This is a genomic window from [Eubacterium] eligens ATCC 27750 (assembly GCF_000146185.1).
Taxonomy (GTDB): Bacteria; Bacillota; Clostridia; order Lachnospirales; family Lachnospiraceae; genus Lachnospira; species Lachnospira eligens.
Genome location: NC_012778.1, coordinates 1,678,206 through 1,702,504, shown reverse-complemented (window position 1 = coordinate 1,702,504; position 24,299 = coordinate 1,678,206). Strand labels below are relative to the sequence as shown.

The following is a 24,299-nucleotide window of genomic DNA, read 5'->3' as shown; positions in this document are numbered from 1 at the left end:
AATACATTGTACAAATGATGCATATGGAAAGGCAGGTAGTTATAAGATGTTAAAGAAAATGAATAATATGAATATAAAGGGGCGTTTGAATTATGTATTTAGACTGATAATCATAGCGTTCTCCGTAGTTGCAGTTGTTATAAGTGCAATGATGATTTATATGTCTATGGATTACCGCAGGGTGCTGAAGCGTTACGCATTCCCTCAGGGAGATATTGCTACAGCTATGTCTGAGGCAGCAGAGATAAGAGGAGCTTCAAGGGGAGTTGTAGGATATGATTCAGTAAGTCTTATCAGCTCAATGAAAAAGCAGCATGATGAGCATGTCGAAGCATTTGAAGCCAAGCTTGAACAGATAAGACCTATAATGTCTAGTAAGGCTGGCAAGGAATGTATGGATAAGATTGATAAGGCGTGGGCTGAATATAAGGAAATTGATGAGAAAGTTATAAAGCTGGGAGCTACGACAGATTCTAATCAGTCACTGAAGGCTCAGTCGATGATGCTGAATGAGACGGCACCTAAGTATGAGGCACTTGATAATGCACTTAATGAACTTATGGACACTAATGTTGCTAAAGGTGATGCAGAAAAATTAAAGCTTGAAATATTTCTTATAATAGCGATTGTTGCTGCAATTGGAATTATAGCTGCGGTAGTTGTTGTTGCTTCTAAAGCAGCACATGCGATTGCAAAGAGTATAGAAGAGCCGTTAGATGGAATGATGGCCAGATTCGAGACATTTGCACAGGGAGATCTGGATTCACCATTCCCTGAAGTTGAGACTAAAGATGAGATATCCGATCTCATAGATAGTGCACATGCTATGGCAGAAAGATTACATAATATTATCAGTGATGCCGGAAAACTTATGGGAGAGATGGCAGATGGTAATTTCGCTATCGCAACCGAACATGAAGATCAGTATACAGGTGCATTCAATGCATTGTTACTTGGAATTCGTAACATGAACCGTCAGATGAATTCAACATTAAAGGGTGTTGAAGATGCTTCTAAACAGGTGGCAGAAGGTTCTGCTAATCTTTCAGATGCTGCACAGTCGCTTGCAGAAGGTGCAACAGATCAGGCTGCAACAGTCGAAGAGATGCAGGCAACCATTAATGATCTTAATGAAGGTATACAGAAGACAGCAGAACAGCTGGAAAATTCATATAAAGAAGCAGAGAGATATGCTGATACAGCAGAAAACAGCAGAGAAAGCATGGAAGCTCTTATGGGGGCAATGGCTCGTATCAGTGAGGCTTCTGAGAAGATTGGCAATATCATTTCAGAGATTGAAAGTATTGCAAGCCAGACTAACCTTCTTTCACTTAATGCTTCCATTGAGGCTGCAAGAGCAGGTGATGCAGGCAGAGGATTTGCAGTAGTTGCTGACCAGATTCGTACACTTGCAGAGCAGAGTGCTAAGTCAGCGGTAGATTCAAGAAATCTTATAGAAGCTTCTATCTACGAGGTTGGAGAGGGGAATAAGATTGCTACTAAGGCATCTGATTCACTTAAGGAAGTTGTTGATGGTGTTCAGTCTATCGCAGAGAGTGCCAAGAAGATGAGAGATGTATCTACAAGTCAGGCTGCAGGTATGGAGCAGGCGGATGTTGCAATTGCAAGAATTGCAGAAGTTGTACAGGCTAATTCAGCAACATCACAGGAGACATCAGCTACAAGTGAAGAGCTTACAGCACAGGCTACAACTCTTAGTGAGATGGTTGCACAGTTTAAGTTAAGAAATGACTGATAATTACAATTACATATGTAAAGATTATTTAAGGAGCTGTTATCGTAGTGATATCAGCTCCTTATTGTATATCATGTATTTGTTATCGGGTTTGAATAATTTAATTAAAAGAGTTCATTTACCATGTCTGCTGTGTATGAAACGCTTGTGGCATGCTCAACCTCGATCATATAAAGAGCATGTGCTGCTAAATGTTCTGCTGCCTGTTCAAGGTCTCTGATACCTGTAGTATCCTTGCAGTAATCAAGAACAGCGTCAAGTCCGTCATCAAACACCAGGCACTCATCCTCGTGAAGTCCGATTCTTTTAAGAACCTTTGGGAGTGAATATTTAAGGAAAATTGTCTTTTTCTCTTCTCTTGTGTAATCAGGAATATCAATTACTGCAAATCTTGAAAGAAGCGGTGCACTTATCTTATCCTTATCATTAGCTGTGGCGATAGGATATACGCCTGAAGTTGGGATGAGACACTCCATGTAATTATCAGTGAATCCAAGATTATCAAGGAGTGTAAGGAGTACATCCGCAGGGTTGGCGTTACCATTACTTGAAGTTGCCTTATCAAGCTCGTTGATAATGAATACAAGGTTAGATTCACCAGCCATGTTGAATGCTTCCATGATAATACCAGGCTTTGCATTGGAGTATATTCTTGAACTTCCTGTAAGCTGTTCTGCGTCATTGATTGAACTCATATCAAGAGTTGTCCAAGGCATTTTAAGAATCTTGGCAACAAGGTAGGCAATCTGTGATTTACCTGTTCCGGCAGGACCAACAAGAAGGATACCATATGCAGGAAGAGTGTGTGTTCTGTTAATCTGAATAACTGTCTCAATTATTCTTTGTTTAACACTTTCCATACCAAAAAGCTCTTCGTCAAGAATTCTTCTTGCTTCCACAGGGTCAATTGATTCGAAGTAATTGCTCTTCCACTTAATATTAAGCATGATAGAAAGTGCTCTCTGTGCATGTCTTTTCTCCTCAGGAGTTACCTCGCTTGAACGGGCAACAACAAGATTGCGTCTTGCCCATAAACGGATATTCTCAGGAAGCGTGCTTCCTGCACAGTTAAGAAAATCTGATATGCTTGTAAGGCTTGTAAGCTTCATATCATCAGCAGATTCATCAGGCTCTTCACTATTGTCTTCTGCAACGGCACTGCTCTCTAATAATCTTTCAATCATAAACTGAAGAAAACCGTCTTCAGCGGATAACTTGTTACCATTGCCAAATGCAACTTCCTGAATCTTGTATACATTATATCCTTCAGATGAGTTAGCACCTGTAAGCTTTACTTTAACTCTGTTCTCACCAAGCCATTTGATAAGGCTTGTAAATCTTGAATCAATCTTTAAGATATTGCTTGTAAAAGATTCACCGTTAATCTGGAAATCAAATGCAGTCTTTTTATAAGGGTTAGTGAATAAACCATAAGATGTCTCATCCCACTTTTTCTCAGAATTATCCAGAACAAGGATTGGGTTCTCTGGTGAAGCTGTAGAATTGTCAGATTTAAAAGTTGTATAGGTACACTCAAAACCGGCATTGCTGCCAGAATTGGCATTAGCGTCATAAACTAACATATATTCCTCTTTCTGTGCTTTAAACACTTATAATAATCTATCATATAATAACATATTCTGGGAAGTTGGCAAGGAGAGGATTGAATATATTAAGTTATGTGCTATAATAATTATAGATAAAATATTAGCTATAAATGCATATATATCAGAAAACCGGCTAATATATTATATATATGTTTGCACATAAGGAGAGATCAATATATGAATGAATATGTCTGGGAGACATGTGAAGAACTGGATAAAAAAATAGCTGACAGGGTAAGACTAATAAGAAAAAGACGCTCCATTTCACAGGAGAAGCTTTCTAAGATTAGCAATGTCAGTCTTGGCTCGATAAAAAGATTTGAAACAACAGGACAGATTTCACTGTTATCGCTGACTAAGATAGCTGTAGCACTTAATATCGCTGATGATTTAAGAAACATTTTTACGGAGATTCCTTATAACAGTATTGAGGAGGTAATTAATGAGAGAAGATAGAGTTATAAATGTTTTTTATCATGACAGGCTTGTTGGAACTCTTGCTATGACGAACGAAAGAAAGGCTGCATTTGAATATGCAGATGAATGGCTGGAGAACGGATTTTCAATAAGTCCGTTTTCATTGCCCCTTGAAAAGAAAGTATGTGTCCCTGTTAAAGAATATTTTAATGGTTTATGGGGAGTATTTGCAGACAGTCTGCCTGATGCATGGGGACAGCTGCTGCTTGACAGGATGTTAAAAGAAAAGGGATGTAATATAGACAATGTGAGTATGCTTGACAGGCTTGCAATTGTTGGAGAATCAGGAATGGGAGCATTAACATACAGACCGGAATTGGATATGCCAAAGCAGGAAAAACTCAGCAGTCTTGATGAATTATCTGAACAGTGTCAGAAAATTCTTAATACTGAATATTCTGACAAGCTTGATGAATTATACAGGCTTGGTGGAACAAGTGGTGGAGCAAGACCTAAAATTATGACTAAGATAGATGGCGAGGATTGGATTATCAAGTTTCCTGCTCATGTTGATGGAAAGAATGCGGGGCTGATGGAATACCGATATTCACAGTGTGCAAAGCAGTGTGGAATTGATATGGAAGAGACCAGACTTTTTCCATCTGATATATGTGATGGATATTTTGGAACTAAAAGATTTGATCGTAAGAATGATTCATTTGGAGAACACAGAATCCATATGCTTACAGCAGCAGCGCTTCTTGAACTGGATTTCAGGCAGCCCAATATGGATTATCACCAACTTATGAAATTAACAAAAATATTAACAAGGGACAATAAGCATGATATAGAGAATATGTACCGACGAATGTGTTTTAATGTGTTTGCACATAACAGAGATGATCATTCAAAGAATTTTACATTTATATATGATGAAAATAATGATGGCTGGAGACTAAGCCCGGCATATGACCTGACTTATAGTACGACATATTATGGGGAACATACTACTACAGTAGACGGCAATGGAAGAAATCCAGGAATTAAGGAGCTGGCTGCTGTTGGAACAGCAGCAGGAATAGGAAAAGATATATGCACTGAGATTGCGTACGACATAGAAAAATGTGTTAAAAACGAGCTGGATGGTAATTAAACGTCCAGCTCGTTTTGTCAGGTATATATATTAATTAACAGCCCTTATCTCGCCATCAGTAATAAGTGGATAGCGAACCAGTTTATCACCGTCAAGGTTCTCCTTATGCATATCAACAGCACATATCTGATGGTTGTCATATGATGTGTAATAATATATGCCTTTAGTTGTATTGCAGCAGCAGGTATATATTGTTATCTCGTATTTGTCATCGTCTAGCTGACAGCAGCCACGCTGCTGGTCTACGCTGCCTAATATATGAAAGAACTGGCTTACGCTTGATTTCTCATCGTCACCTGAAACAGAATTCATCTTAGTAAAAGCCACCTTTACGAATCTTGACTGAGATGACAGATCCCCAGGAAGTCCGAGTGCACCCATACCACGGCTGTATCTGTTGAAATCAAGTCTGTCCGAGAAATTGCTCTCAGGCTGTTTTGCAGATAATCCCATGTAATTGTTAAGATTAAACATCTGTATGTTAAATGGCGGATTATTAGTAAGCACGCCAACAGGGTTATCATATATATGAAGTCCGTCTGACATGGATTCAACAGTTATGCAGCTTTCCTTGTCAGCGATAATCCAGTGAAGATTAGCACATGGAAACATTTCATTAAACTGAGTGTTGGTAAGATTAATAAACTGCAGTCTTTCTTTCGCTTCGTCAACTGTCGCACACTGCGATAATATCCACGGAATGAATTCGAATACGGCAACATTTTCAATATTACTCTCTCCGTTAAGACCTCTTAGGTCCGGTTCGCTGTAAGCTGCATTGTCAACAAAGTTAAGACCGGCCATGCCAAGCCCTTTTTCGTTAAATGCTTCATAATATAAAGGATAATCGTCAGCCACATGTGCCATTCCAATCATCGCAAAGTGGTTATTCCTTACACCCATAAATCTGAAATTAATAGGATAATTTCTAGGTGTTACAGTCACCTCATCACCATAAGAAAATTCATAATCTAGTGTTCTTCCCATATAGAAATCTTTAGTTTTATAAGTAGCTGCTGTACACATAAGCCCTCCTGTATTTTTTAAGTTATAATAATATTCTGATATCTTTTTATAAAATAATACACCAATTATATTCTGCGGGCAATTCTGACAAAATAAATTATTTTAAGCTGATGTGTATAAGTGCGGTTGATATATTTTTTTAAGTAATAGTTTGGATGTAATAATAGTTATAACTATATTCGACATATTTCGACAAAAATAAAGAGTATTATTATTAAGCAACATAGGATTAGAACATTTTGGAGGATATAATGAAAAGGGTAATGTGTGTTTTGCTGATGATAGTATTCTGCGGAGCTTTTTTGATGTCATGCAGTATGCCATTAAAGAACAGTAAGGAAGTAAAACAAAGAATTGTTGTACAGCTTGACCAGGATTACTGGCTTGCAAGTGTAGGAAGAATGTTGAAAGAACACTTCCCGGATGTCGAATTTGATTTTGTAATAAGCAGGGGAGGGGCACAGTATCTTAATGATGCAGCAGTAAATGATGACCTTGCAGATATAATAATAGATGCATCGTCATGGACACAGACTTCAACACTTGATGATGACTATGATATTAATCCAGAAGAATATCTATATGATTTTTCATGGACAGATATTACAAATATGTTTTACAAAGTATATCTTGATGGGTTTACCAATGAAGATGGTTCAGTAAACTGGCTTCCTGGTTCGGCAAGTGTTGAGGGAATACTGGCTAATACTGAACTTTTTGATGAGTATGGAATACAGCTTCCTTACAATTATGATACATTTGTTGAAGCGTGCAACAAGTTTGGAGAATATGGTATAAGGGGATTTGCAACAGATTACAAATATGATTGCACAGATTCATATATGCTTCAGGCATGGTCGATACCATTGCTTCAGAGTTCAAAAGGAAGAATTTGGCGCAACGATGCATCAGAAGGAAATGTTGATTATCTGCCTGATGAATTGGGAACGCAGTTGTTTTCAAGACTTGAACAGGTATTTAAAGATACGGGTGTGCAGGTAGAAGATGTCAGTAGAGGATATTCAGTTACATTCGAAGATTTTGTGTCAGGCAGGGTGGCAATGATACGCCAGAGCACCAATATTGCTGAATATCAGGCTGAAGGAATGACCAGTCTTATGCTGCTGCCATATTTTGGGGAGACAGAAAATGATGACTGGTATTTCAGTACACCAGGATATTCAGTAGCCATGAACGGAAAACTAAAGGGGGCAGGAAAGCGTGAAGAACTGGCACTTGATATAGTAAGATATTTTTTTAGCAGTGAAGTGATGAATGCGATGCCAGACAGGCGGTAAAAATATTTAATGATAATTATAATTATGTTAAAGAAAAAGGAAATATTGTAACCACATTTGACAGAGAATATACATGGAAATCTACGGATACAGGAAGTGAGTCATTTTCAGTAAGAGTTAATATTCTGCGGGAAATATGTGGTGCAGACATGCTTATTGCGCCTGCAGCAATGAATGCAGGTGACATATATAAGGGGGATTATACAGCGGCACAGCTTCAGGCACTTATTATGGGTGGAGGAGTAAAGTTTTATACAAAGGACGCAACGGGAGCTGAGATAAAAAATGTTGTGCGTTGCCTTGTGGAAGGCTGCGGGCGTGATGATGACCCGATATCATGGGACATGCTCCCTGCATCGAGCGGATTTACAATGAAGATATCAAGAGATGATGATGGAAAAATGCACCTTCTGGATATTATTGCTGATGGAGAGTCAATTGCTGACGAAAAAACATATTCTTTTTGTTATGTTGATGTTTCTGGTCATACTTTGCTGGAACGCGCATATAATTATGATATGTCAGAACATGGTGGAGTACATATGTACAAGCAGGATACTGACATAAAAGAAGGGGGAAAATATGACGGATATATAGTTCATACAACTGGTGTGTCAGAGCAATGGCTGAAGTATTTTATAGATGGCGGTAAACTACCAAAACCACAGGCATATATAGAAAAGAGCTGATTGACCAGAGGAAAGGAAATAAGCCAGATGAAGAAAAATGAGAATGGCATATATTTTTTTGCAGCAGTTGGAGTGGCAATAGCTGTATTTATGTGTGTCGGTATTATATTATTTAATTACTCAGTTAATGTGAAAAAGGAATTATATGAGACAAGTTCGAGAAATCTTAATGAAGTATATAAACAGGTAAGTGAGAAATTCCTTCAGATAACCGGGCAGCAATGGAAGCTGCTGCGAATGACAGGCGATTTTATAAATGAGGCTGATGGAAATGAAGAAGATATCAGATCTTTTCTGAATGAATGGAAAAATGAGTGGCATTATACAGAATTTTATTTTGTAGATGATGACTGTAACTATTTGTCATCGGCAGGCAGGAGGGGATATCTTGAGCTTGGAAATACATGGAAGAGCCTTGTTATAAACAGGGAGAGTGTTATAGTTGACGGCTCAAATCCTGGCAGTGATGAAGTTATGTTTTTTGCCATACCTGTAGATCCGGCATATATTAATGGTTTTTCTTATAGTTCAATAGCTGTTTCGTACAATACAGACAGTATTAACAGAGAATTGGGAATCAAGGCATTTGCTAAGGATACAAGCAGTTACATAGTATATGCTAATGGCGATATAGTTTTGAAGTCAGAAGGAAGCATGGATACAGGGGGGAATATATTTTATCATTTGAAAAATGCGGATTTTTACGGAAAGTCGCTTGAAGGATTCATGCAGGACGTTAAGGCTGGCGAGTCTGGTGAGATGGAATTTACATTGGATAACCGCCAGTATTACCTTGTGTATGTTCCTGTTGGTTTTGATAACTGGGGACTTATATCAATGGTTCCTATAAGAATTGCAAATTCAAGCATTGTTGCAGTACAACAGAGAACAGTGTGGATGGCTATGCAGATAGGTGGATTGTTTTTTATAGTGGCTGTTGTTGTATTGTATACATACTACAGAAGATATATCAGTGAAAAGAATCACGAAATATCAAGGCGGGATATTTTATTTTCTATTATGGCAAAAAATCTTGATGATGTATATATTATGCTTTCATGGGGCGATTGGCGTAAACTTTATGTCAGCAGAAATATTGAGAGAGTTCTGGGATTAAAAAATGATGAATATTCAGAACTTACAGATGAGTTTAAGAAACTTGATAAGAAGGGGGAAATCCCGGATTGGAATGATATTACCGGACTAGATATAGGAGAATCTGTAGTCAATGAATACTGGATAAAGCCTGCTGATTCAAATGAGTACAGATTATTTAAACAGGGCTGTTATCATATGGATAAGGATGGGGATGATGTCCTTGTCGTAATTATTTCTGATAGAACCTATGAGCAGCAGATAAGAGGACATATGGAGGATGCACTTCATACAGCAGAAGCTGCAAATCTTGCTAAAAGCCAGTTTCTTGCTAATATGAGCCATGATATAAGGACACCAATGAATGCCATTGTGGGATTTTCGCAGTTATTATTAAGACATGAAAAGAACCCTGATAAAGTAAAAAAATATGCTGAGAAGATAGTGATATCAAGCCAGCACTTGTTAAACCTTATAAATGATGTTCTCGATATGAGTAAAATAGAATCAGGGAATACTACTCTTAATTTAAGTGATGTAAATATTGCTGATATTGTTCAGGAAATAGATAACATTATAAGACCACAGGCAAAACAGAAAAAGCAGACACTTATAATCAGCTCAGATAATGTAGAATATGGCTGGATTAAAACAGATAAACTGCGTTTAAACCAGATACTCCTGAATATCTTATCAAATGCCGTAAAATATACGCCAGAGTATGGGATGATAACATTTGAAATAAGAGGGATGAATCATACAGGAAGTCAGTTTGCAAAGTATAAGTTTAAAATATCTGATAACGGAATAGGAATGAGCGATGGTTATATTAAAGAGATATTTAAACCTTTTACAAGGGAAGATAATAATGTGACTGATAATGTGCAGGGAACAGGACTTGGAATGCCTATAACAAAGAACCTTATTGACCTTATGGGAGGAACTATAAAGGTTAAAAGCAAGAAAGGTGAAGGAAGTACATTTGAAGTTACAATGGAATTCATGATTTCTGAAAAGAAAACAAATATTCAGAGTGGTACAGGGTATGCAGCCAATATGACACAAGAAGATATTAAACAGAGCAGGGTGCTTGAGGGAAAGAAATTCCTTGTGGCAGAGGACAATGTTATTAATGCGGAGATGATGAGAGAATTTTTAAAGTCCGAGGGGGCATTATGTGACATTGCAAAGGATGGAATGGCAGCCGTGAATGCATTTAGTCATTCGGTAAAAGGTCAGTATGACTTGATATTTATGGATGTCCAAATGCCTAATATGGATGGATATGAGGCAACAAAAGCCATAAGACAGCTCAAGCATCCTGATGCAAAGGATATACCGATTGTTGCAATGACAGCAGATGCATTTTCAAATGATGTAAAGGCAGCTTTTGATGCTGGAATGAATGCACATATATCAAAACCTGTTGATGCAGAGCGCATAAGAAACGTGGCTGCAAATTTTACATAAATTTTACATAACTTACATAATACATTTTACAATGCTCATTTAGAATACACATGATATGTGAAAAAGTCGTTCAAAAAGGAGCTTATGTAAAATGAATATTTTTGGTGTACTTACGATGGCAGGCGGACTGGCTTTGTTCTTATATGGAATGAATGTCATGGGAGATTCCTTAGCAAAGCTGTCCGGAGGTAAATTAGAACAGATACTTGAAAAACTTACTTCTAAAAGAATTATGGCAGTATTGCTTGGTATGGCTGTAACAGCAGTTATACAGTCATCATCTGCAACTACGGTAATGGTTGTAGGCTTTGTTAATTCAGGTATTATGCAGCTTTCACAGGCTGTAGGTATTATTATGGGTGCCAATATTGGTACAACAGTGACTTCATGGATGTTATCACTTACAGGTATAAGTGGAGCAGGATGGATTAATCTTTTAAAACCATCATCATTCTCACCTGTGCTTGCTGTTATTGGCATAATTATGACTATGACCTGCAAGGATAATTCTAAGAAAAAGGATATAGGTAATATTCTTCTTGGATTTGCAATTCTTATGTTCGGTATGGAAACTATGAGTGGCGCAGTTGCACCGCTGGCTGACAATGAGAAGTTTACGGGTATGCTTACACTGTTTTCTAATCCGTTATTCGGACTTCTTGCAGGTACAGTGCTTACAGCAGTTATACAGTCATCATCTGCATCGGTTGGTATACTGCAGGCGTTATGTGTAACAGGTGCGGTTAACTATGCAACAGCAATTCCTATTATTATGGGACAGAATATAGGTACATGTGTAACAGCACTTATATCTTCTGTAGGTGCAAAGAAGAATGCCAAGAGAGCATCAATGATACACCTTTATTTCAACATGATTGGTACAGTTATATTTATGGTTATATTTTACAGCCTGAATATGTTTGTTCATTTTGAATTTTTATCAACACCGGCAAATGCAGCAGGAATAGCAGTGATTCACAGTCTCTTTAATATTGGATGTGTAATTATACTTTTCCCATTTTCTAATCTGCTTGTGAAGCTTGCAACTCTTTCTATTCCGGATGGAAAACATGAGGAAGTTATTCAGACAGGTGTGGCAGCAGATCTTGCAGCACTTGATGAAAGATTTTTAGAGACTCCTGCAGTTGCGATGGAGTTATGCAGGAATACTGCCGTGAAGATGGCACATCTGTCACAGAGAGCGTTAGATAAGGCACTGGACATTATTAATAATTATTCAGATGCTGCATATGATGAGGTTGTGGTAATGGAAGAAGATGTCGATAAGTATGAGGATAAGCTTGGTTCATATCTTGTAAAGGTTGGTAACTGCGATTTATCAAGACATGATAATCATACATTTTCAATACTTCTTCACTGCATGAGTGATTTTGAAAGAATATCTGACCATGCGATTAATATTGCAAAATCTGCAAAAGAGATGAACAGCAAGGAGTCATCTTTTTCACAGAATGCAAGAAAAGAACTTGAAACATTTGCAAAAGCGGTACATGATATAGTTAGTAACACAGTACAGGTTTTTGAAAATCAGGATATTGAGGCAGCAAAGCATATTGAGCCGTTAGAACAGGTTATTGACGGTCTGAACTTAGAAATTAAGCAGCGTCATATCAACAGATTAAGAAAAGGCAGATGTACAATTGAGACAGGACTTATACTCGAAGATATTATGACGAATTTTGAGAGAGTATCAGACCATTGCTCTAATGTTGCTGTATGTATGATTGAAGTAAGAGATAATGGTTTTGAAACACATGGATATCTGGAGCATCTTACTAATGAGGATAATCCTCAGTTTGCAAAAGAATGCAGACAGTATTATAAACAGTATCAGCTTCCGGAATTAAAGAAAGCTGACTAGAACAGGAGATGAGAATATGGCTCTTATATACATAGTTGAGGATGATGAAAGCATAAGGGAAATAGAGACAATTGCACTTAAGAACAGTGGACATATGGTAGGTGCATTTGGAAGTTCCAAAGAGTTTTTTAAGAAGCTTGATGAGATTCTTCCGGACCTTGTGTTGCTTGATGTTATGCTTCCTGATGAAAGTGGTTATGACATCATTAAGAAGTTAAGACTGAATTCTGCAACTAAGAGACTGCCGGTTATTATGGTGACGGCAAAGTCTACAGAGCTTGATATGATAAAGGGACTTGAGGATGGTGCTGACGATTATATTAAGAAGCCGTTTTCTGTAATGGAGCTTATTACAAGAGTTAAAGCACTTCTTAGAAGAACAGAAACAGACGAGGCAGGCGTGCTTGATGTAGGAGAGATTGAACTTAATCATGAAAGGCATGTGGTTACGGTCTCAGGAAAGCAGGTTGAACTTACATTTAAAGAATATGAATTGTTAAGATATCTTATGGCTAACAAGAATATAGTGCTTTCAAGAGATTCTATTGTACTTAAGGTATGGGGAACAGAGTTTGAAGGTGAGTCAAGAACTGTGGATATGCATATTAAGACTTTAAGACAGAAGTTGGGTGATGCAGGCTCGCGTATAAGAACCGTGCGTAATGTAGGATATGTTATAGAGTAGCCTGATATAATTAACAGACAGAACAGGGTGGATATATGAAGCAGAAGATTAATTTAAGGCTTATTGGAATAGCAGTTATAGCAGTTCTTGCTACAGCTATTGGAATAACTTTTATATATTATGGGTTGTTTAAGAAACAGGTCCAGGCCGGATTGAGAACTAATGCAGAAGTACTCATGGAAACGGGAGTTTTTGAAAAGTCAGCGCAATATGCAGATGTAAAGCTTCCAATTAATAATCTCAGGGTTACTTGGATAGATTCAGATGGGGTGGTGCTTTTTGATAATGATAATGATATTAATGTAATGCCTAATCATAAAGACAGACCTGAGATACAGGACGCATTTCATACCGGACATGGTCAGTGTGTAAGAAATTCTGACACGATGGATATGAATACCTTTTATTATGCTCTAAAACAGAAGGATGGGACTGTTATAAGAGTATCCTGTGATGCAAGCAGTTTATTAAGTGTGTTTGGCAATGTATTTCCGGCTGTAACAGGAATACTTGCAGTAATTATAGTAGTGTGTATCGTTCTTTCACAATTACTTACAAGGACACTTATTGAGCCTATTGAAAGAATGGCTAAGAATATGGATTCCGTACAGGAGAAGCCTGTATATAAAGAAATAGCCCCTTTTGCAGAGAAAATCAGGACACAGCATGAGAATATTCTTGCTGCTGCAAGAAGCCGACAGGATTTTACTGCAAATGTATCACATGAATTAAAGACTCCTCTTACCGCAATCTCAGGCTATGCAGAGCTTATTGAGAATGAGATGGTAAGTCATGAACAGGGGATACATTTTGCACATGAGATTAAGCGTAATTCAGAAAGATTATTATCATTAATTAATGATATTATAAGGCTTTCAGAATTAGACCACAGCGAAATGCCAAGACAGTATGAGAATTTTGATTTATATGAGTTTGTTAAGGATTGTGCAGAGTCTCTGCAGGTTAATGCACAGAAACAAGGAATATATTTTTCATATAGAGGTTCAGCCTGCATGATCCGCGGCAATAAGGATATGATAAGAGAGCTTATTGATAATCTTGTACAGAATGCAATAAGATACAATAAAGAAGGTGGACATGTGGAAGTGTTTGCGGGAATGGTAGATGGGAAGCCAAGGCTAGAGGTAACTGATGATGGAATAGGAATTCCTAAGGATCAGCAGGACAGGGTGTTTGAAAGATTTTACAGAGTTGACAAGAGCCGATCAAAGGAAACTGGTGGAACAGGACTCGGTCTTGCTATTGTAAAGCATATTGTTGAACTTCATGATGCAAGAATTTATCTTGACAGTGAAATTAATAAGGGAACTGTAATACGGATTGAATTCTGACATAATACGGATGATATACAGATTATTAAATTGTATATCATCCATTTTTTCTTTTACAAGTGGAATGAATTGTTATATTATAATGTGTATTGAATATAATATTTTTATGAGGAAAATTATGAGAAATATAAAAATAAAGCGTACAACAGTTATTATATTAATGGGAATAATTCTTGCGGTAGTACTGGCTGTTGTTTTAATAATATCATTTAATAAATCAGATGGAAATGAACAGCAGGCAGATGTTAATGTAAGTAAAATTAATCTTAAACCATCACAGGCTCAGGATGAATATGAAGTTAAAGAAGGAACACAGATTGATATTCTTTTTGAAAATACAGCTATTCCTGTAGGAACAAGCCTTAAGGTTACAGCAATAGTATCTCCTGATGATAATGAGAAATCACTTATATGGACAAGCAGTAATGAACAGGTGTTTTCTGTGGATAAGGATGGTGTAATAACAATTAACGGAGTTGGAACAGCAACTCTTACTGCTACAGTAGGAAGTGTATCTGACGCCGTGGTTGTAGAAGGAATCACAAAAGTGTCGCAAGGTTCTTCTAATGGATTTGTTGTGTATACAGGAAATAATAATAATGGAAAAGGTAATACATATGATAGTTCAGGTGAACATGGACAACAGGTAGGTATCGGTACAGGTTTAGGTCATGGACAGCAGGAAAACGGACAGACAGGCAGTTCTTCATCAGAAAACGGACAGACAGGCAGTTCTTCATCAGAAAATAGTCAGACAGGTGGTGTTACATCAGAAAATAACCAGTCAGTTCCGGGCAATACTGATAACAGCCAGAAAGGTGGAAATAGTTCTGATGATATAGGAAGTATGCTTTCTGGTAATGGATTTGAGCAGACTGTATCAAATGTGTATGTATGCAGACAGGATGGAATTTACTATGGTGAGATTGTTACACAGAGTAATGTAACCATTATATATATAAAGCAGAGAAGTGCTGCGTTTGATAACAGAATTCAAAGTGTAATTGAGAATTTATTACCAGGAAATTCTTCTTATGTATGGAATAGTTATGTATCTGCATCAACAGACAGAACGTTTACTGTAGATAACAGAATGGTACGTATTGTTGTTGCAACAGGTGGGGGACACTCTCAAATTGTAATATACAATTAAGAGAAAATATGTTATATTTAACCATATGTAATTAAAAACATTAAACTTGCGAGGTGAAACAATTGCTTAATGAGAATAAAATTAAGATGATGACCAAAATGGCAATATATGAAAAGAATGAAGGAAAAAGTATGTTAAAGACAGCCAGATATTTCAAGGGCGACTATATTGCTTTTGGAATTCTTAAGACTGTTATTGCAACAACATTTGCGGCTATAATACTTCTGACAATGTATTTCCTGTGTAATGCAGAAGGAATGATACAGCAGATAAATAATCTGGATTATGTAGGCCTTGCCAAGAAGATATCATTATATTATGTGCTTATGCTTATAGTATTCAGTATCATTTCTGGTATTGTGTATTATTACAGATATGAACATACAAGAAAGGGACTTAAGAGATATTTTTCAAGGCTTAATAAGCTGGAAAGATTTTATACAGGACAGAAAAAGAAATAATTAGTAGGAGGCTCCAATGGCATTTTTATTAGAATTCAAGGAAAGATTTAAAACATTTTATAACAAATACAATACATATATTGTACCAGCAGCAAGGTTTATTATTGCACTTATATCATTTTTGATGATTAATGCAAGTATTGGATATATGGATAAATTAAAAAATCCTATATTTGCAATATTACTTTCTGTTGTATGTGCATTTTTGCCAGGAGGGTTTACTCTTGTAATACTTTCAATGTTTATGTTGTTTCATTTATATGCTATCTCAGCGGAGTTTGCATTGCTTACATTATGTATAGTATTGCTTATGTATCTGCTGTATTTCAGATTTACACCAAAGACAGCATATATACTTATTATAACAGCTATTTTATGCTGGATGAAAATTCCATTTGCAATACCAGTTGTTATTGGATTATGCACAACAGCACTTTCAGTTATACCGGTAGGTTTTGGAATAATTATTTATTATATTATAAGAACTGCAAGTGATTATGAGGCAGCTATATCTAATCAGTCAATAACAGAAAGTATGAAGCAGATAACTTATCTTGTTGAAAGTCTTCTTAAGAACAGGCAGATGCTGGTAATGGTAATAGCAGCTGTAATAACAATTCTTGTTGTTTACATCATAAGAAGACAGAAGATTAATCATGCATGGGAAATTGCAATAGTTGCTGGCAGCGTTACAGAATTTCTTATGCTTGTTGTGTTGCAGATAGCATTTAAGTCTGATTTTAGTATTATTCTTATGATACTTGGTGTTGTACTTGGTGCTGCTGTAGCCTATGTATGCAATGTTGTGTTCTTTGCTCTGGATTATAAGAGAACGGAATATGTACAGTATGAAGATGATGAATATTATTACTATGTTAAGGCTGTACCTAAACTTAATGTTGCAAGTGAGGATGTAAGAATTAAACACATAAATGCAAAGAAAACAAAGAAAACTTCAGATATAAGAGATATGAAGAAAACTTCTTCACATAGGGCAGAATCAGGATATCAGGCAGCATCAGCTGAAGAAGATGATGATATTCTTTTCTATGATAATGATGATAAATAATAAATGGCAATATATTGCTGTACAGATTATAAAATGGAGGCGAGATAATATTGAATAATTTCATACAGGATTATCTGGTTAAATTATATATTCCGCATATTACATGGACTGATATTATAGAAATAATTATAATTGCCTTTGTTTTATATAATGTAATGGTTTGGATTAAGAAAACTAAGGCATGGGTTTTGCTAAGAGGAATTATAGTTGTTGCTTTATTTGCAATATTTGCTTATATTCTTAATCTTAAGACTATTTTATGGATTGCTGGTAAGACAATAAGTGTTGGAATTATTGCGCTTGTTATTATTTTTCAGCCTGAATTAAGAAGAGCCTTGGAACAGCTTGGACGTAAAAAAATCGTTTTTGGATTGTTCAGGTTCAGTGATGGAAGGGATAAAGGTGAACGGTTCAGTAGTAAGACTGCTGAAGAGATTGTAAGAGCATGTTATGACATGGGTGCTGCTTACACAGGAGCACTTATCGTTGTTGAACAGGATATGATTCTTGAAGAATATGAAAAGACGGGAATTGCGGTGGATGGTATTGTTACAAGCCAGCTTCTTGTTAATATATTTGAGCATAACACTCCGTTGCATGATGGAGCAGTTATCATAAGAGGAGACAGGGTTGTTGCTGCAACTTGTTATCTTCCACTTTCTGACAATGGTAATCTTAATAAATCTTTGGGAACAAGACATCGTGCAGGGGTAGGAATAAGTGAAGTTACAGACAGTATGACGATAATTGTATCAGAAGAAACAGGCAAGGTTTCAGTTGCTGTCGGCGGAGAGCTTATTCATGATATTGATGCAGATTCTCTTAGAAATAAATTAGAATATCTTCGCAGAAGGACCATAGATGTGAAGTCGTTCAGAATATGGAGAGGAAGGCTGAAGCATGAAGGAAAAGATGTTTAAAAATCTTAGTCTGAAAATATTGTCTGCTGTATTTGCAGTTGTTCTCTGGACTATTATCGTTAATATATATGACCCTACCACAAGCTATACATTCAGTAATGTTACGGTTCAGTTAATTAATACCGAAAGCCTTACTGATAAGAATTACAGTTATGAGGTTGTGGAGGGAGGAAAGATTTCCGTATATGTAAGTGGTCCAAAGAGTGTTGTAACAAATATTAAGGCAAGTGATATTGTAGCAACTGCTGATCTTAGTAAAATAAGTGCTTTTGCAGATTATGTTGATATTCATGTATCTGTCGTGCAGAATGGTCAGGTGCTTAATAGTGTAGAAGCAACACCTAAGACATCTGCTGTAAAACTGAGTATAGAGAACAGGGATACTAAAACTGTCAATGTTGTTACTAATGTAACGGGAAATCCGGCAGATGGACATGCGGTTGTAAAGGAGTCGCTGAATCCGGCATCAATTAAAGTGACTGGACCATCATCTGTTATTGATACAATATCATATGCAGGAATTTCTTATGATGTCACAGGAGCAACAGGGGATGTACATGGTGATGCAGATATTCATTTGTATGATGACGATGCTAATGAAATCAAGGATGAATCAATAGATATGTCACAGACATCTGTAAGTTATACAGCACAGGTTGTCAGATTTAAAAATGTATCTATAGAGGCACAGACATCCGGAACACCAAAGGATGGATATAGAGTAAATTCAATAACCTATAATAAGAATCAGGTACAGGTATATGGTGATGAAAATGCATTGAATAATCTGGAGAAAATAGTCATTCCTGCCAGCAATATTAATGTGGAAGATTTGTCAGAGGACAGAGTGTTTAAGTTTTCACTTGATAATTACATTGATAAATCACTTCATATATTGAATAACTCAAGGGTTGAAATAACAGTGAAGATTGTACCGGTTAGTTCAGACAAGATAGTTTTCAATACATCAGACATTAAAGTTGTTGGCTTGAACACAGGTATGAGTTATAATTTTATAGATAAGACAATTAATATTGATGTTGAAAGAAATGCTGATAATACAGCAACACTGGATGCATCCAGAATAACAGTCAGTGCAAGTCTGTCTGATTATACAACATCAGGAGAAGTTAATGTCAAGCTTGATGTTAAATTACCAGAAGGCTATACATTGAAGAGTAAGGATTTAACGGTTAAAGCTGAGTTAAAAAGTAATAATTCCGAAACAAAGGCAGAAGAGACTGCTACAAAAGCTGGAACAACTAATACAACAGAGAGGTGATTCATATGGTAAGTGAGAAGATACTAGTTGGAAGTGCATTAGGAATACATCTTCGTCCTGCAGGAGCAATGTGTGATACAGCTGTTAAATTTGATTCACACATTACATTCACATTTAAGAATAAGGTTGTTAATGCAAAGAGTGTTATATCTATTCTTGCATCAGGCGTTGGCTGTGGAGATGAGATAACTCTCATAGCAGAAGGTCCGGACGAAGAAGAAGCATTGAAAGCAGTTTCTGAGAGCTTTAGAAAAGCTTTACAGGACTAATATAAATCAAGAAAAGAGGTAAAGGGTATGGGTTATATGGAAACTTACAAAGCATGGTGTGAGAATGAATATTTTGATGAAGACACACGTGCAGAACTCAAATCAATTGCAGGAGATGAGAAAGAGATTGAGGACAGATTCTATAAGGATCTTGAGTTTGGAACAGGCGGACTGAGAGGTGTCATAGGCAATGGTACTAACAGAATGAATGTATACATTGTAAGAAAGGCAACTCAGGGGTTAGCTAATTTTATTATCAAGGAAGGAACACAGGATAAGGGTGTTGCTATTTCTCATGATAATAGAAGAATGTCAAGAGAATTTGCGCAGGAAGCAGCTCTTTGTCTTGCGGCTAATGGCATTAAGGTATACATATTCCCTTCATTAAGACCAACACCAGAACTTTCATTTGCAGTAAGAGAACTTCACTGTACAGCAGGTATTATGGTTACGGCAAGCCACAATCCTCCAGAATACAATGGATATAAGGTATACTGGGATGACGGATGCCAGATAACAGCACCTAAGGATACACAGATTATCAATGAAGTTAAGGCTGTTACTGATTTTAATGATGTTAAGACTATTGATGAAGAAGAGGCTAGAGTAAGAGGCCTGTATAACATTATTGGATATGATATGGATGATGCATTTATTGCAGCATTAAAGAAGCAGAGCCTTAACGGAGATATCATTAAGCAGGTTGCTGATGATATTAAGATTGTATACTCTCCATTCAATGGTACAGGTAATGTTCCTGTAAGAAGAATTTTAAGAGAGTTAGGTTTCAAGAATGTATATGTTGTTCCAGAACAGGAAAAACCAGATCCTAACTTTACAACACTCGAGTACCCTAATCCTGAAGACCCTAAGGCATTCACATATGCATTAAGACTTGCTAAGGAAGTTGATGCAGATATTATTCTTGCAACTGACCCTGATGCGGACAGACTTGGCGTATATTCTAAGGACACTAAATCAGGTGAGTACAAGTCATTCACAGGTAATATGTCTGGTATGCTTATTGCAGAATACCTTCTTTCACAGAGAAAGGAGAAGGGACTTCTTCATGAGAATGGTGCATTTGTAAAGACTATCGTATCTACTAACTTAGCTGATCTTATCGCTAAGGAATATAACTTAAAGCTTATTGAAGTTCTTACAGGATTTAAGTATATTGGTGAGCAGATTAAGTTCTTTGAGCAGAATAATACATACGAATATGAATTCGGTTTTGAAGAGAGTTACGGCTGCTTGGTTGGAACTCATGCAAGAGACAAGGATGCCATCGTGGCTGTTATGGCATTATGTGAAGCAGCAGCTTACTATAAGTCTAAAGGCATTACTTTATGGGATCAGATGATTAATATCTTTGATAAGTACGGCTACTTCAAGGAAGGACAGAAGGCTGTAACTATGAAGGGTGCAGAAGGTGCTGTCCAGATTGCTAAGATGATGGATGATTTAAGAAATAATCCACCTAAGAAGTTCGGAGCATGGAATGTTGTTGAGTTCAGAGATTATAAGAAGGATGAGTGTACAGTTATTGCTACAGGCGAGAAGAAGCCTACAGGACTTCCTGAATCTAACGTACTTTATTTTGAACTTAATGACCATGCATGGTGCTGTGCAAGACCTTCAGGAACAGAGCCTAAGATTAAGTTCTATATGGGTGTTAAGGGAACAGGTCTTGAAGATGCTGATAAGAAGTTAGAAGAACTTACTGATGCAGTATCAGAAATTGTCGGATTATAATCAGTTCAAATTTAATTAACAACTAAAACACAATATGAACACATTTCGTTGTTATATTACATGTATTGACAGTGAGATGTGTTCATTTGTTATGTATGGAATCTTCATTGTCATAATACAATGGTAAAAGGAGAGAATGATTATGTATAACGACAATAATGAGAATAATGAGAATGATTCACAGTACCGTTACAGTGGCAGTGATATACCATATAACAATACTAACAATGGCAGTACATCTAATAATAACACAGCATTTTCAAGTGCACCTTATGAAGCTAAGAAGCACAAGAAACACAAAAGAGGATTTGCAAGGAAAGCAGCATGCTTTGTTCTTTCAGCAGTACTTTTTGGCGCAATAGCCGGTTCGGTTATGTTTGGTGTTAATTATGCAGGTGGAAAGATTGCTGGCAGTAATAAGTCTGATGCTACAGGTGTTAATATACCAACAGTAAGTAATAATATTTCTAATGTCGCTAAGACAGATTCTTCGCTTACAGAAGATACTAATCTTTCAGCATCAGGTAAGATGGATGCTGAGGCAGTTGCTACAGCAGCCCTTCCTGCAATGGTTCAGCTTAATGGTACAACAACAGTTAAAAGTTCAAGTTATTTTGGATATGGACAGAGTTATGAGGCAACATCAAGTGGTACAGGTATTATTGTAGGCAAGAGTGATACTGAATTACTTATTGTAACTAATGCACATGTTGTTGATAATATTGATAATCTTAAATGCGTATTCTCTGATGGCACAAGTGCAAGCTGTTCTGTTAAGGGTTCTAAGTCAGATCAGGATATTGCAGTAGCCGCAGTATCATTAAGTGATATTTCATCTGATACAGCGTCTAATATTGCAATTGCAGAACTTGAAGATTCATCAGATATTAAAGTTGGACAGCAGGTTGTTGCCATTGGTAATGCATTAGGTGAAGGACAGTCAGTTACAACTGGTATAATTAGTGCAAAGGACCGTTCAATTACAGTCAACAATGTAACATTTACAGGACTTCTTATGACAGATGCAGCAATTAACTCTGGTAACAGTGGTGGAGCTCTTCTTAATTCTGAAGGAAAGGTTATTGCTATTAACTTTGCAAAGACCAGCAGTGATGGTGTAGAAGGTATGGCTTATTCAATCCCTGTTTCTAATGTTAAGGATATTATCGATTCATTAATGACTAAGCAGACAAGAAACAAGGTTTCGTCAGATAAGGCAGCATACCTTGGAATTGCAGCAGTAGATATTACAAGTAATTATGCATCATATTATGGATATCCTGTAGGTATTCTTATAAGAACTGTAGCTGATGATTCAGCAGCAGACAAGGCAGGATTAGAGACATACGACATAATTGTCGGATTTGATGACCAGACAGTTACTACTATGTCAGGACTTACTAACATGCTTCAGTATTATGAGGCAGGTGAAAAAGTAACTATAGATTATTATCATATGGAAGGAAGCGAGTATGTTCTTAAGAGCACGGAGGTAACGCTTGGCTCTAAGAAGGCATCTTAAGGATATATTCCAAGTAGATATTTATGGATAATACCAATGAGAATATGACAGAAGATAAGGATATTAATAAGAATAACAATGGGAATTCCGATGATTATGAGAAGATATGTTTTGTGTGCAGAAGACCAGAATCAAGAGCTGGTAAGATGATTGTTATGCCTAACAATATATACATCTGTCAGGATTGTATGCAAAGAACATTCGATTCAATTAACAGCAGCGGAATTAATTATGAAGATATGATGAAGATGTCAAACATGCCTGGAATGGGCATGTTTGGCAATTTTGGCGTTATGGATTCAGACCCGGTTCCAGAAAAGCAGAAGCTTAAGAAAAAGAAAGAAGATAAGAAAGAGTTACCTGCTCTTGATGTTTCTAAGCTGCCTGCACCACATGAGATTAAGAGAAAGTTAGATGAGTATGTTATAGGTCAGGACTATGCTAAGAAGGTAATGTCGGTGGCTGTATATAATCATTATAAAAGAGTTTCAGCAGATGCCAGGATTCTGGGTGACGTTGAGATTGAGAAGTCTAATATGCTTATGATTGGACCTACAGGAAGTGGTAAGACATATCTTGTTAAGACGCTTGCAAGGATATTACAGGTGCCACTTGCTATTACAGATGCAACAACACTTACAGAGGCAGGATATATCGGAGATGATATAGAGTCAGTTGTTTCTAAGCTTTTACTGGCAGCAGACAATGATGTAGAGAAAGCTGAACATGGAATTATATTTATTGATGAGATAGACAAGATTGCCAAGAAGAAAGAGACCAGAAGCAGAGATGTAAGTGGTGAGTCTGTACAGCAGGGAATGTTAAAGCTGTTAGAAGGCAGTGAGATTGAAGTTCCTGTTGGTGCGACAAGTAAGAATGCAATGGTTCCACAGGTAACTGTTAACACGAAGGATATTCTGTTTATATGTGGTGGTGCATTTCCAGATCTTGAGGATATTATCAAGACAAGGCTTAATAAGTCATCCTCAATGGGATTTAATGCTGACCTTAAAGATAAATATGATGATGAGAAGAACATCATGTCTTATGTGACGGTTGATGATCTTAGAGAATACGGAATGATTCCAGAATTTTTAGGAAGACTGCCTATCATATATTCACTTGACAGACTGGATGAGGATATGCTTGTCAATATTCTGAAAGAGCCTAAGAATGCAATTCTTAAGCAGTATCAGAAGCTGTTAGAGCTTGATGAGGTGAAGCTTGAATTTACAGATGATGCATTAAGAAGCATAGCAAGAAAGGCAATGGAAAAAGATACAGGTGCAAGAGCACTCCGTTCTATTATTGAGGATTTTATGCTTGATATAATGTATGAGATACCTAAAGACAGCAATATAGGTTCAGTTACAATTACAGAAGATGTTGTTGAAAAGAAAGGTGCTCCGGTAATAACTATGAGAGCATAATAGTTATA

General features: G+C 36.8%; 20 protein-coding genes. 18 read left to right on the top strand and 2 right to left on the bottom strand.

From position 1 onward, the window contains the following. The first annotated feature begins 46 nt into the window (after positions 1 to 46). Positions 47 to 1,756: a methyl-accepting chemotaxis protein gene (locus EUBELI_RS07890; protein WP_012739866.1), complete on the top strand. Its 1,710-nt coding sequence runs from the start codon at positions 47 to 49 to the stop codon at positions 1,754 to 1,756. A gap of 104 nt (positions 1,757 to 1,860) precedes the next feature. Here EUBELI_RS07890 and EUBELI_RS07885 read toward each other — a convergent pair whose 3' ends face one another. Continuing rightward, positions 1,861 to 3,339, bottom strand: coding sequence for an AAA family ATPase (locus EUBELI_RS07885; RefSeq protein WP_041688231.1), 1,479 nt, complete (start codon positions 3,337 to 3,339; stop codon positions 1,861 to 1,863). Positions 3,340 to 3,540: 201 nt separating this feature from the next. Here EUBELI_RS07885 and EUBELI_RS07880 point away from each other — a divergent pair, with 201 nt between their 5' ends. Together EUBELI_RS07880 and EUBELI_RS07875 are read left to right on the top strand one after the other, a co-directional pair. Next, positions 3,541 to 3,819, top strand: a complete 279-nt coding sequence (locus EUBELI_RS07880) for a helix-turn-helix domain-containing protein (RefSeq protein ID WP_012739864.1) — start codon at positions 3,541 to 3,543, stop codon at positions 3,817 to 3,819. Further along, positions 3,806 to 4,933, top strand: a complete 1,128-nt coding sequence (locus EUBELI_RS07875; RefSeq protein ID WP_012739863.1) for a type II toxin-antitoxin system HipA family toxin — start codon at positions 3,806 to 3,808, stop codon at positions 4,931 to 4,933. Before EUBELI_RS07880 ends, EUBELI_RS07875 begins: the two co-directional genes overlap by 14 nt. A gap of 30 nt (positions 4,934 to 4,963) precedes the next feature. Here EUBELI_RS07875 and bsh read toward each other — a convergent pair whose 3' ends face one another. Beyond that, positions 4,964 to 5,959 carry a choloylglycine hydrolase gene (gene bsh, locus EUBELI_RS07870; RefSeq protein WP_012739862.1) on the bottom strand — a complete coding sequence of 332 codons (996 nt, stop codon included), beginning with the start codon at positions 5,957 to 5,959 and terminating at the stop codon, positions 4,964 to 4,966. Positions 5,960 to 6,210: 251 nt separating this feature from the next. Between bsh and EUBELI_RS07865 the strand changes: the two genes are divergently transcribed. The 15 genes from EUBELI_RS07865 to clpX all read left to right on the top strand — a co-directional run bounded on the left by EUBELI_RS07865 (position 6,211) and on the right by clpX (position 24,291). Next, on the top strand, positions 6,211 to 7,257 hold the full coding sequence (locus tag EUBELI_RS07865) for an ABC transporter substrate-binding protein (protein WP_041688229.1): 1,047 nt from the start codon (positions 6,211 to 6,213) through the stop codon (positions 7,255 to 7,257). A gap of 149 nt (positions 7,258 to 7,406) precedes the next feature. After that, positions 7,407 to 7,946, top strand: coding sequence for a bifunctional UDP-sugar hydrolase/5'-nucleotidase (locus EUBELI_RS07860; protein WP_012739860.1), 540 nt, complete (start codon positions 7,407 to 7,409; stop codon positions 7,944 to 7,946). A gap of 27 nt (positions 7,947 to 7,973) precedes the next feature. Continuing rightward, positions 7,974 to 10,511: an ATP-binding protein gene (locus EUBELI_RS07855; protein ID WP_148231345.1), complete on the top strand. Its 2,538-nt coding sequence runs from the start codon at positions 7,974 to 7,976 to the stop codon at positions 10,509 to 10,511. A 91-nt stretch (positions 10,512 to 10,602) separates the two neighbouring features. Beyond that, positions 10,603 to 12,393 carry a Na/Pi cotransporter family protein gene (locus EUBELI_RS07850; RefSeq protein ID WP_012739858.1) on the top strand — a complete coding sequence of 597 codons (1,791 nt, stop codon included), beginning with the start codon at positions 10,603 to 10,605 and terminating at the stop codon, positions 12,391 to 12,393. A gap of 16 nt (positions 12,394 to 12,409) precedes the next feature. Then, entirely contained in the window at positions 12,410 to 13,078 is a 669-nt protein-coding gene (locus tag EUBELI_RS07845) for a response regulator transcription factor (protein WP_012739857.1), read from the top strand. A 35-nt stretch (positions 13,079 to 13,113) separates the two neighbouring features. Continuing rightward, positions 13,114 to 14,430, top strand: coding sequence for a sensor histidine kinase (locus EUBELI_RS07840; protein ID WP_012739856.1), 1,317 nt, complete (start codon positions 13,114 to 13,116; stop codon positions 14,428 to 14,430). A 118-nt stretch (positions 14,431 to 14,548) separates the two neighbouring features. Continuing rightward, complete coding sequence (locus EUBELI_RS07835) at positions 14,549 to 15,583, top strand: Ig-like domain-containing protein (RefSeq protein WP_041688228.1); 1,035 nt, start codon at positions 14,549 to 14,551, stop codon at positions 15,581 to 15,583. Between the two features lie 53 nt (positions 15,584 to 15,636). Next, positions 15,637 to 16,044 (top strand): hypothetical protein, encoded by a 408-nt coding sequence (locus EUBELI_RS07830; protein ID WP_012739854.1) that lies wholly within the window; start codon positions 15,637 to 15,639, stop codon positions 16,042 to 16,044. A 16-nt stretch (positions 16,045 to 16,060) separates the two neighbouring features. Further along, positions 16,061 to 17,113: a hypothetical protein gene (locus EUBELI_RS07825; protein ID WP_012739853.1), complete on the top strand. Its 1,053-nt coding sequence runs from the start codon at positions 16,061 to 16,063 to the stop codon at positions 17,111 to 17,113. A gap of 50 nt (positions 17,114 to 17,163) precedes the next feature. After that, positions 17,164 to 18,033 carry a diadenylate cyclase CdaA gene (cdaA, locus tag EUBELI_RS07820; RefSeq protein WP_012739852.1) on the top strand — a complete coding sequence of 290 codons (870 nt, stop codon included), beginning with the start codon at positions 17,164 to 17,166 and terminating at the stop codon, positions 18,031 to 18,033. Next, on the top strand, positions 18,014 to 19,315 hold the full coding sequence (locus EUBELI_RS07815; protein ID WP_012739851.1) for a CdaR family protein: 1,302 nt from the start codon (positions 18,014 to 18,016) through the stop codon (positions 19,313 to 19,315). Before cdaA ends, EUBELI_RS07815 begins: the two co-directional genes overlap by 20 nt. 5 nt (positions 19,316 to 19,320) lie before the next feature. Beyond that, positions 19,321 to 19,584: an HPr family phosphocarrier protein gene (locus EUBELI_RS07810; RefSeq protein ID WP_022098476.1), complete on the top strand. Its 264-nt coding sequence runs from the start codon at positions 19,321 to 19,323 to the stop codon at positions 19,582 to 19,584. A 27-nt stretch (positions 19,585 to 19,611) separates the two neighbouring features. After that, positions 19,612 to 21,339 carry a phospho-sugar mutase gene (locus tag EUBELI_RS07805; RefSeq protein ID WP_012739849.1) on the top strand — a complete coding sequence of 576 codons (1,728 nt, stop codon included), beginning with the start codon at positions 19,612 to 19,614 and terminating at the stop codon, positions 21,337 to 21,339. A 142-nt stretch (positions 21,340 to 21,481) separates the two neighbouring features. After that, positions 21,482 to 22,861: a S1C family serine protease gene (locus tag EUBELI_RS07800; RefSeq protein ID WP_165437541.1), complete on the top strand. Its 1,380-nt coding sequence runs from the start codon at positions 21,482 to 21,484 to the stop codon at positions 22,859 to 22,861. Positions 22,862 to 22,884: 23 nt separating this feature from the next. Next, positions 22,885 to 24,291, top strand: a complete 1,407-nt coding sequence (gene clpX, locus EUBELI_RS07795; RefSeq protein ID WP_012739847.1) for an ATP-dependent Clp protease ATP-binding subunit ClpX — start codon at positions 22,885 to 22,887, stop codon at positions 24,289 to 24,291. Positions 24,292 to 24,299: the final 8 nt, after the last annotated feature.

What these genes read in the sequence shown, in the direction of transcription:
- EUBELI_RS07855 (WP_148231345.1), top strand. Translation starts at nt 7,974, where the DNA reads ATGAAGAAAAATGAGAATGGCATATATTTTTTTGCAGCAGTTGGAGTG.
- EUBELI_RS07810 (WP_022098476.1), top strand. Translation starts at nt 19,321, where the DNA reads ATGGTAAGTGAGAAGATACTAGTTGGAAGTGCATTAGGAATACATCTT.
- EUBELI_RS07860 (WP_012739860.1), top strand. Translation starts at nt 7,407, where the DNA reads ATGCTTATTGCGCCTGCAGCAATGAATGCAGGTGACATATATAAGGGG.
- clpX (WP_012739847.1), top strand. Translation starts at nt 22,885, where the DNA reads ATGGATAATACCAATGAGAATATGACAGAAGATAAGGATATTAATAAG.
- bsh (WP_012739862.1), bottom strand. Translation starts at nt 5,959, where the DNA reads ATGTGTACAGCAGCTACTTATAAAACTAAAGATTTCTATATGGGAAGA.
- EUBELI_RS07845 (WP_012739857.1), top strand. Translation starts at nt 12,410, where the DNA reads ATGGCTCTTATATACATAGTTGAGGATGATGAAAGCATAAGGGAAATA.
- EUBELI_RS07875 (WP_012739863.1), top strand. Translation starts at nt 3,806, where the DNA reads ATGAGAGAAGATAGAGTTATAAATGTTTTTTATCATGACAGGCTTGTT.
- EUBELI_RS07850 (WP_012739858.1), top strand. Translation starts at nt 10,603, where the DNA reads ATGAATATTTTTGGTGTACTTACGATGGCAGGCGGACTGGCTTTGTTC.
- EUBELI_RS07880 (WP_012739864.1), top strand. Translation starts at nt 3,541, where the DNA reads ATGAATGAATATGTCTGGGAGACATGTGAAGAACTGGATAAAAAAATA.
- EUBELI_RS07890 (WP_012739866.1), top strand. Translation starts at nt 47, where the DNA reads ATGTTAAAGAAAATGAATAATATGAATATAAAGGGGCGTTTGAATTAT.
- EUBELI_RS07815 (WP_012739851.1), top strand. Translation starts at nt 18,014, where the DNA reads ATGAAGGAAAAGATGTTTAAAAATCTTAGTCTGAAAATATTGTCTGCT.
- EUBELI_RS07865 (WP_041688229.1), top strand. Translation starts at nt 6,211, where the DNA reads ATGAAAAGGGTAATGTGTGTTTTGCTGATGATAGTATTCTGCGGAGCT.
- EUBELI_RS07840 (WP_012739856.1), top strand. Translation starts at nt 13,114, where the DNA reads ATGAAGCAGAAGATTAATTTAAGGCTTATTGGAATAGCAGTTATAGCA.
- EUBELI_RS07825 (WP_012739853.1), top strand. Translation starts at nt 16,061, where the DNA reads ATGGCATTTTTATTAGAATTCAAGGAAAGATTTAAAACATTTTATAAC.
- EUBELI_RS07800 (WP_165437541.1), top strand. Translation starts at nt 21,482, where the DNA reads ATGTATAACGACAATAATGAGAATAATGAGAATGATTCACAGTACCGT.
- EUBELI_RS07885 (WP_041688231.1), bottom strand. Translation starts at nt 3,339, where the DNA reads ATGTTAGTTTATGACGCTAATGCCAATTCTGGCAGCAATGCCGGTTTT.
- EUBELI_RS07835 (WP_041688228.1), top strand. Translation starts at nt 14,549, where the DNA reads ATGAGAAATATAAAAATAAAGCGTACAACAGTTATTATATTAATGGGA.
- EUBELI_RS07805 (WP_012739849.1), top strand. Translation starts at nt 19,612, where the DNA reads ATGGGTTATATGGAAACTTACAAAGCATGGTGTGAGAATGAATATTTT.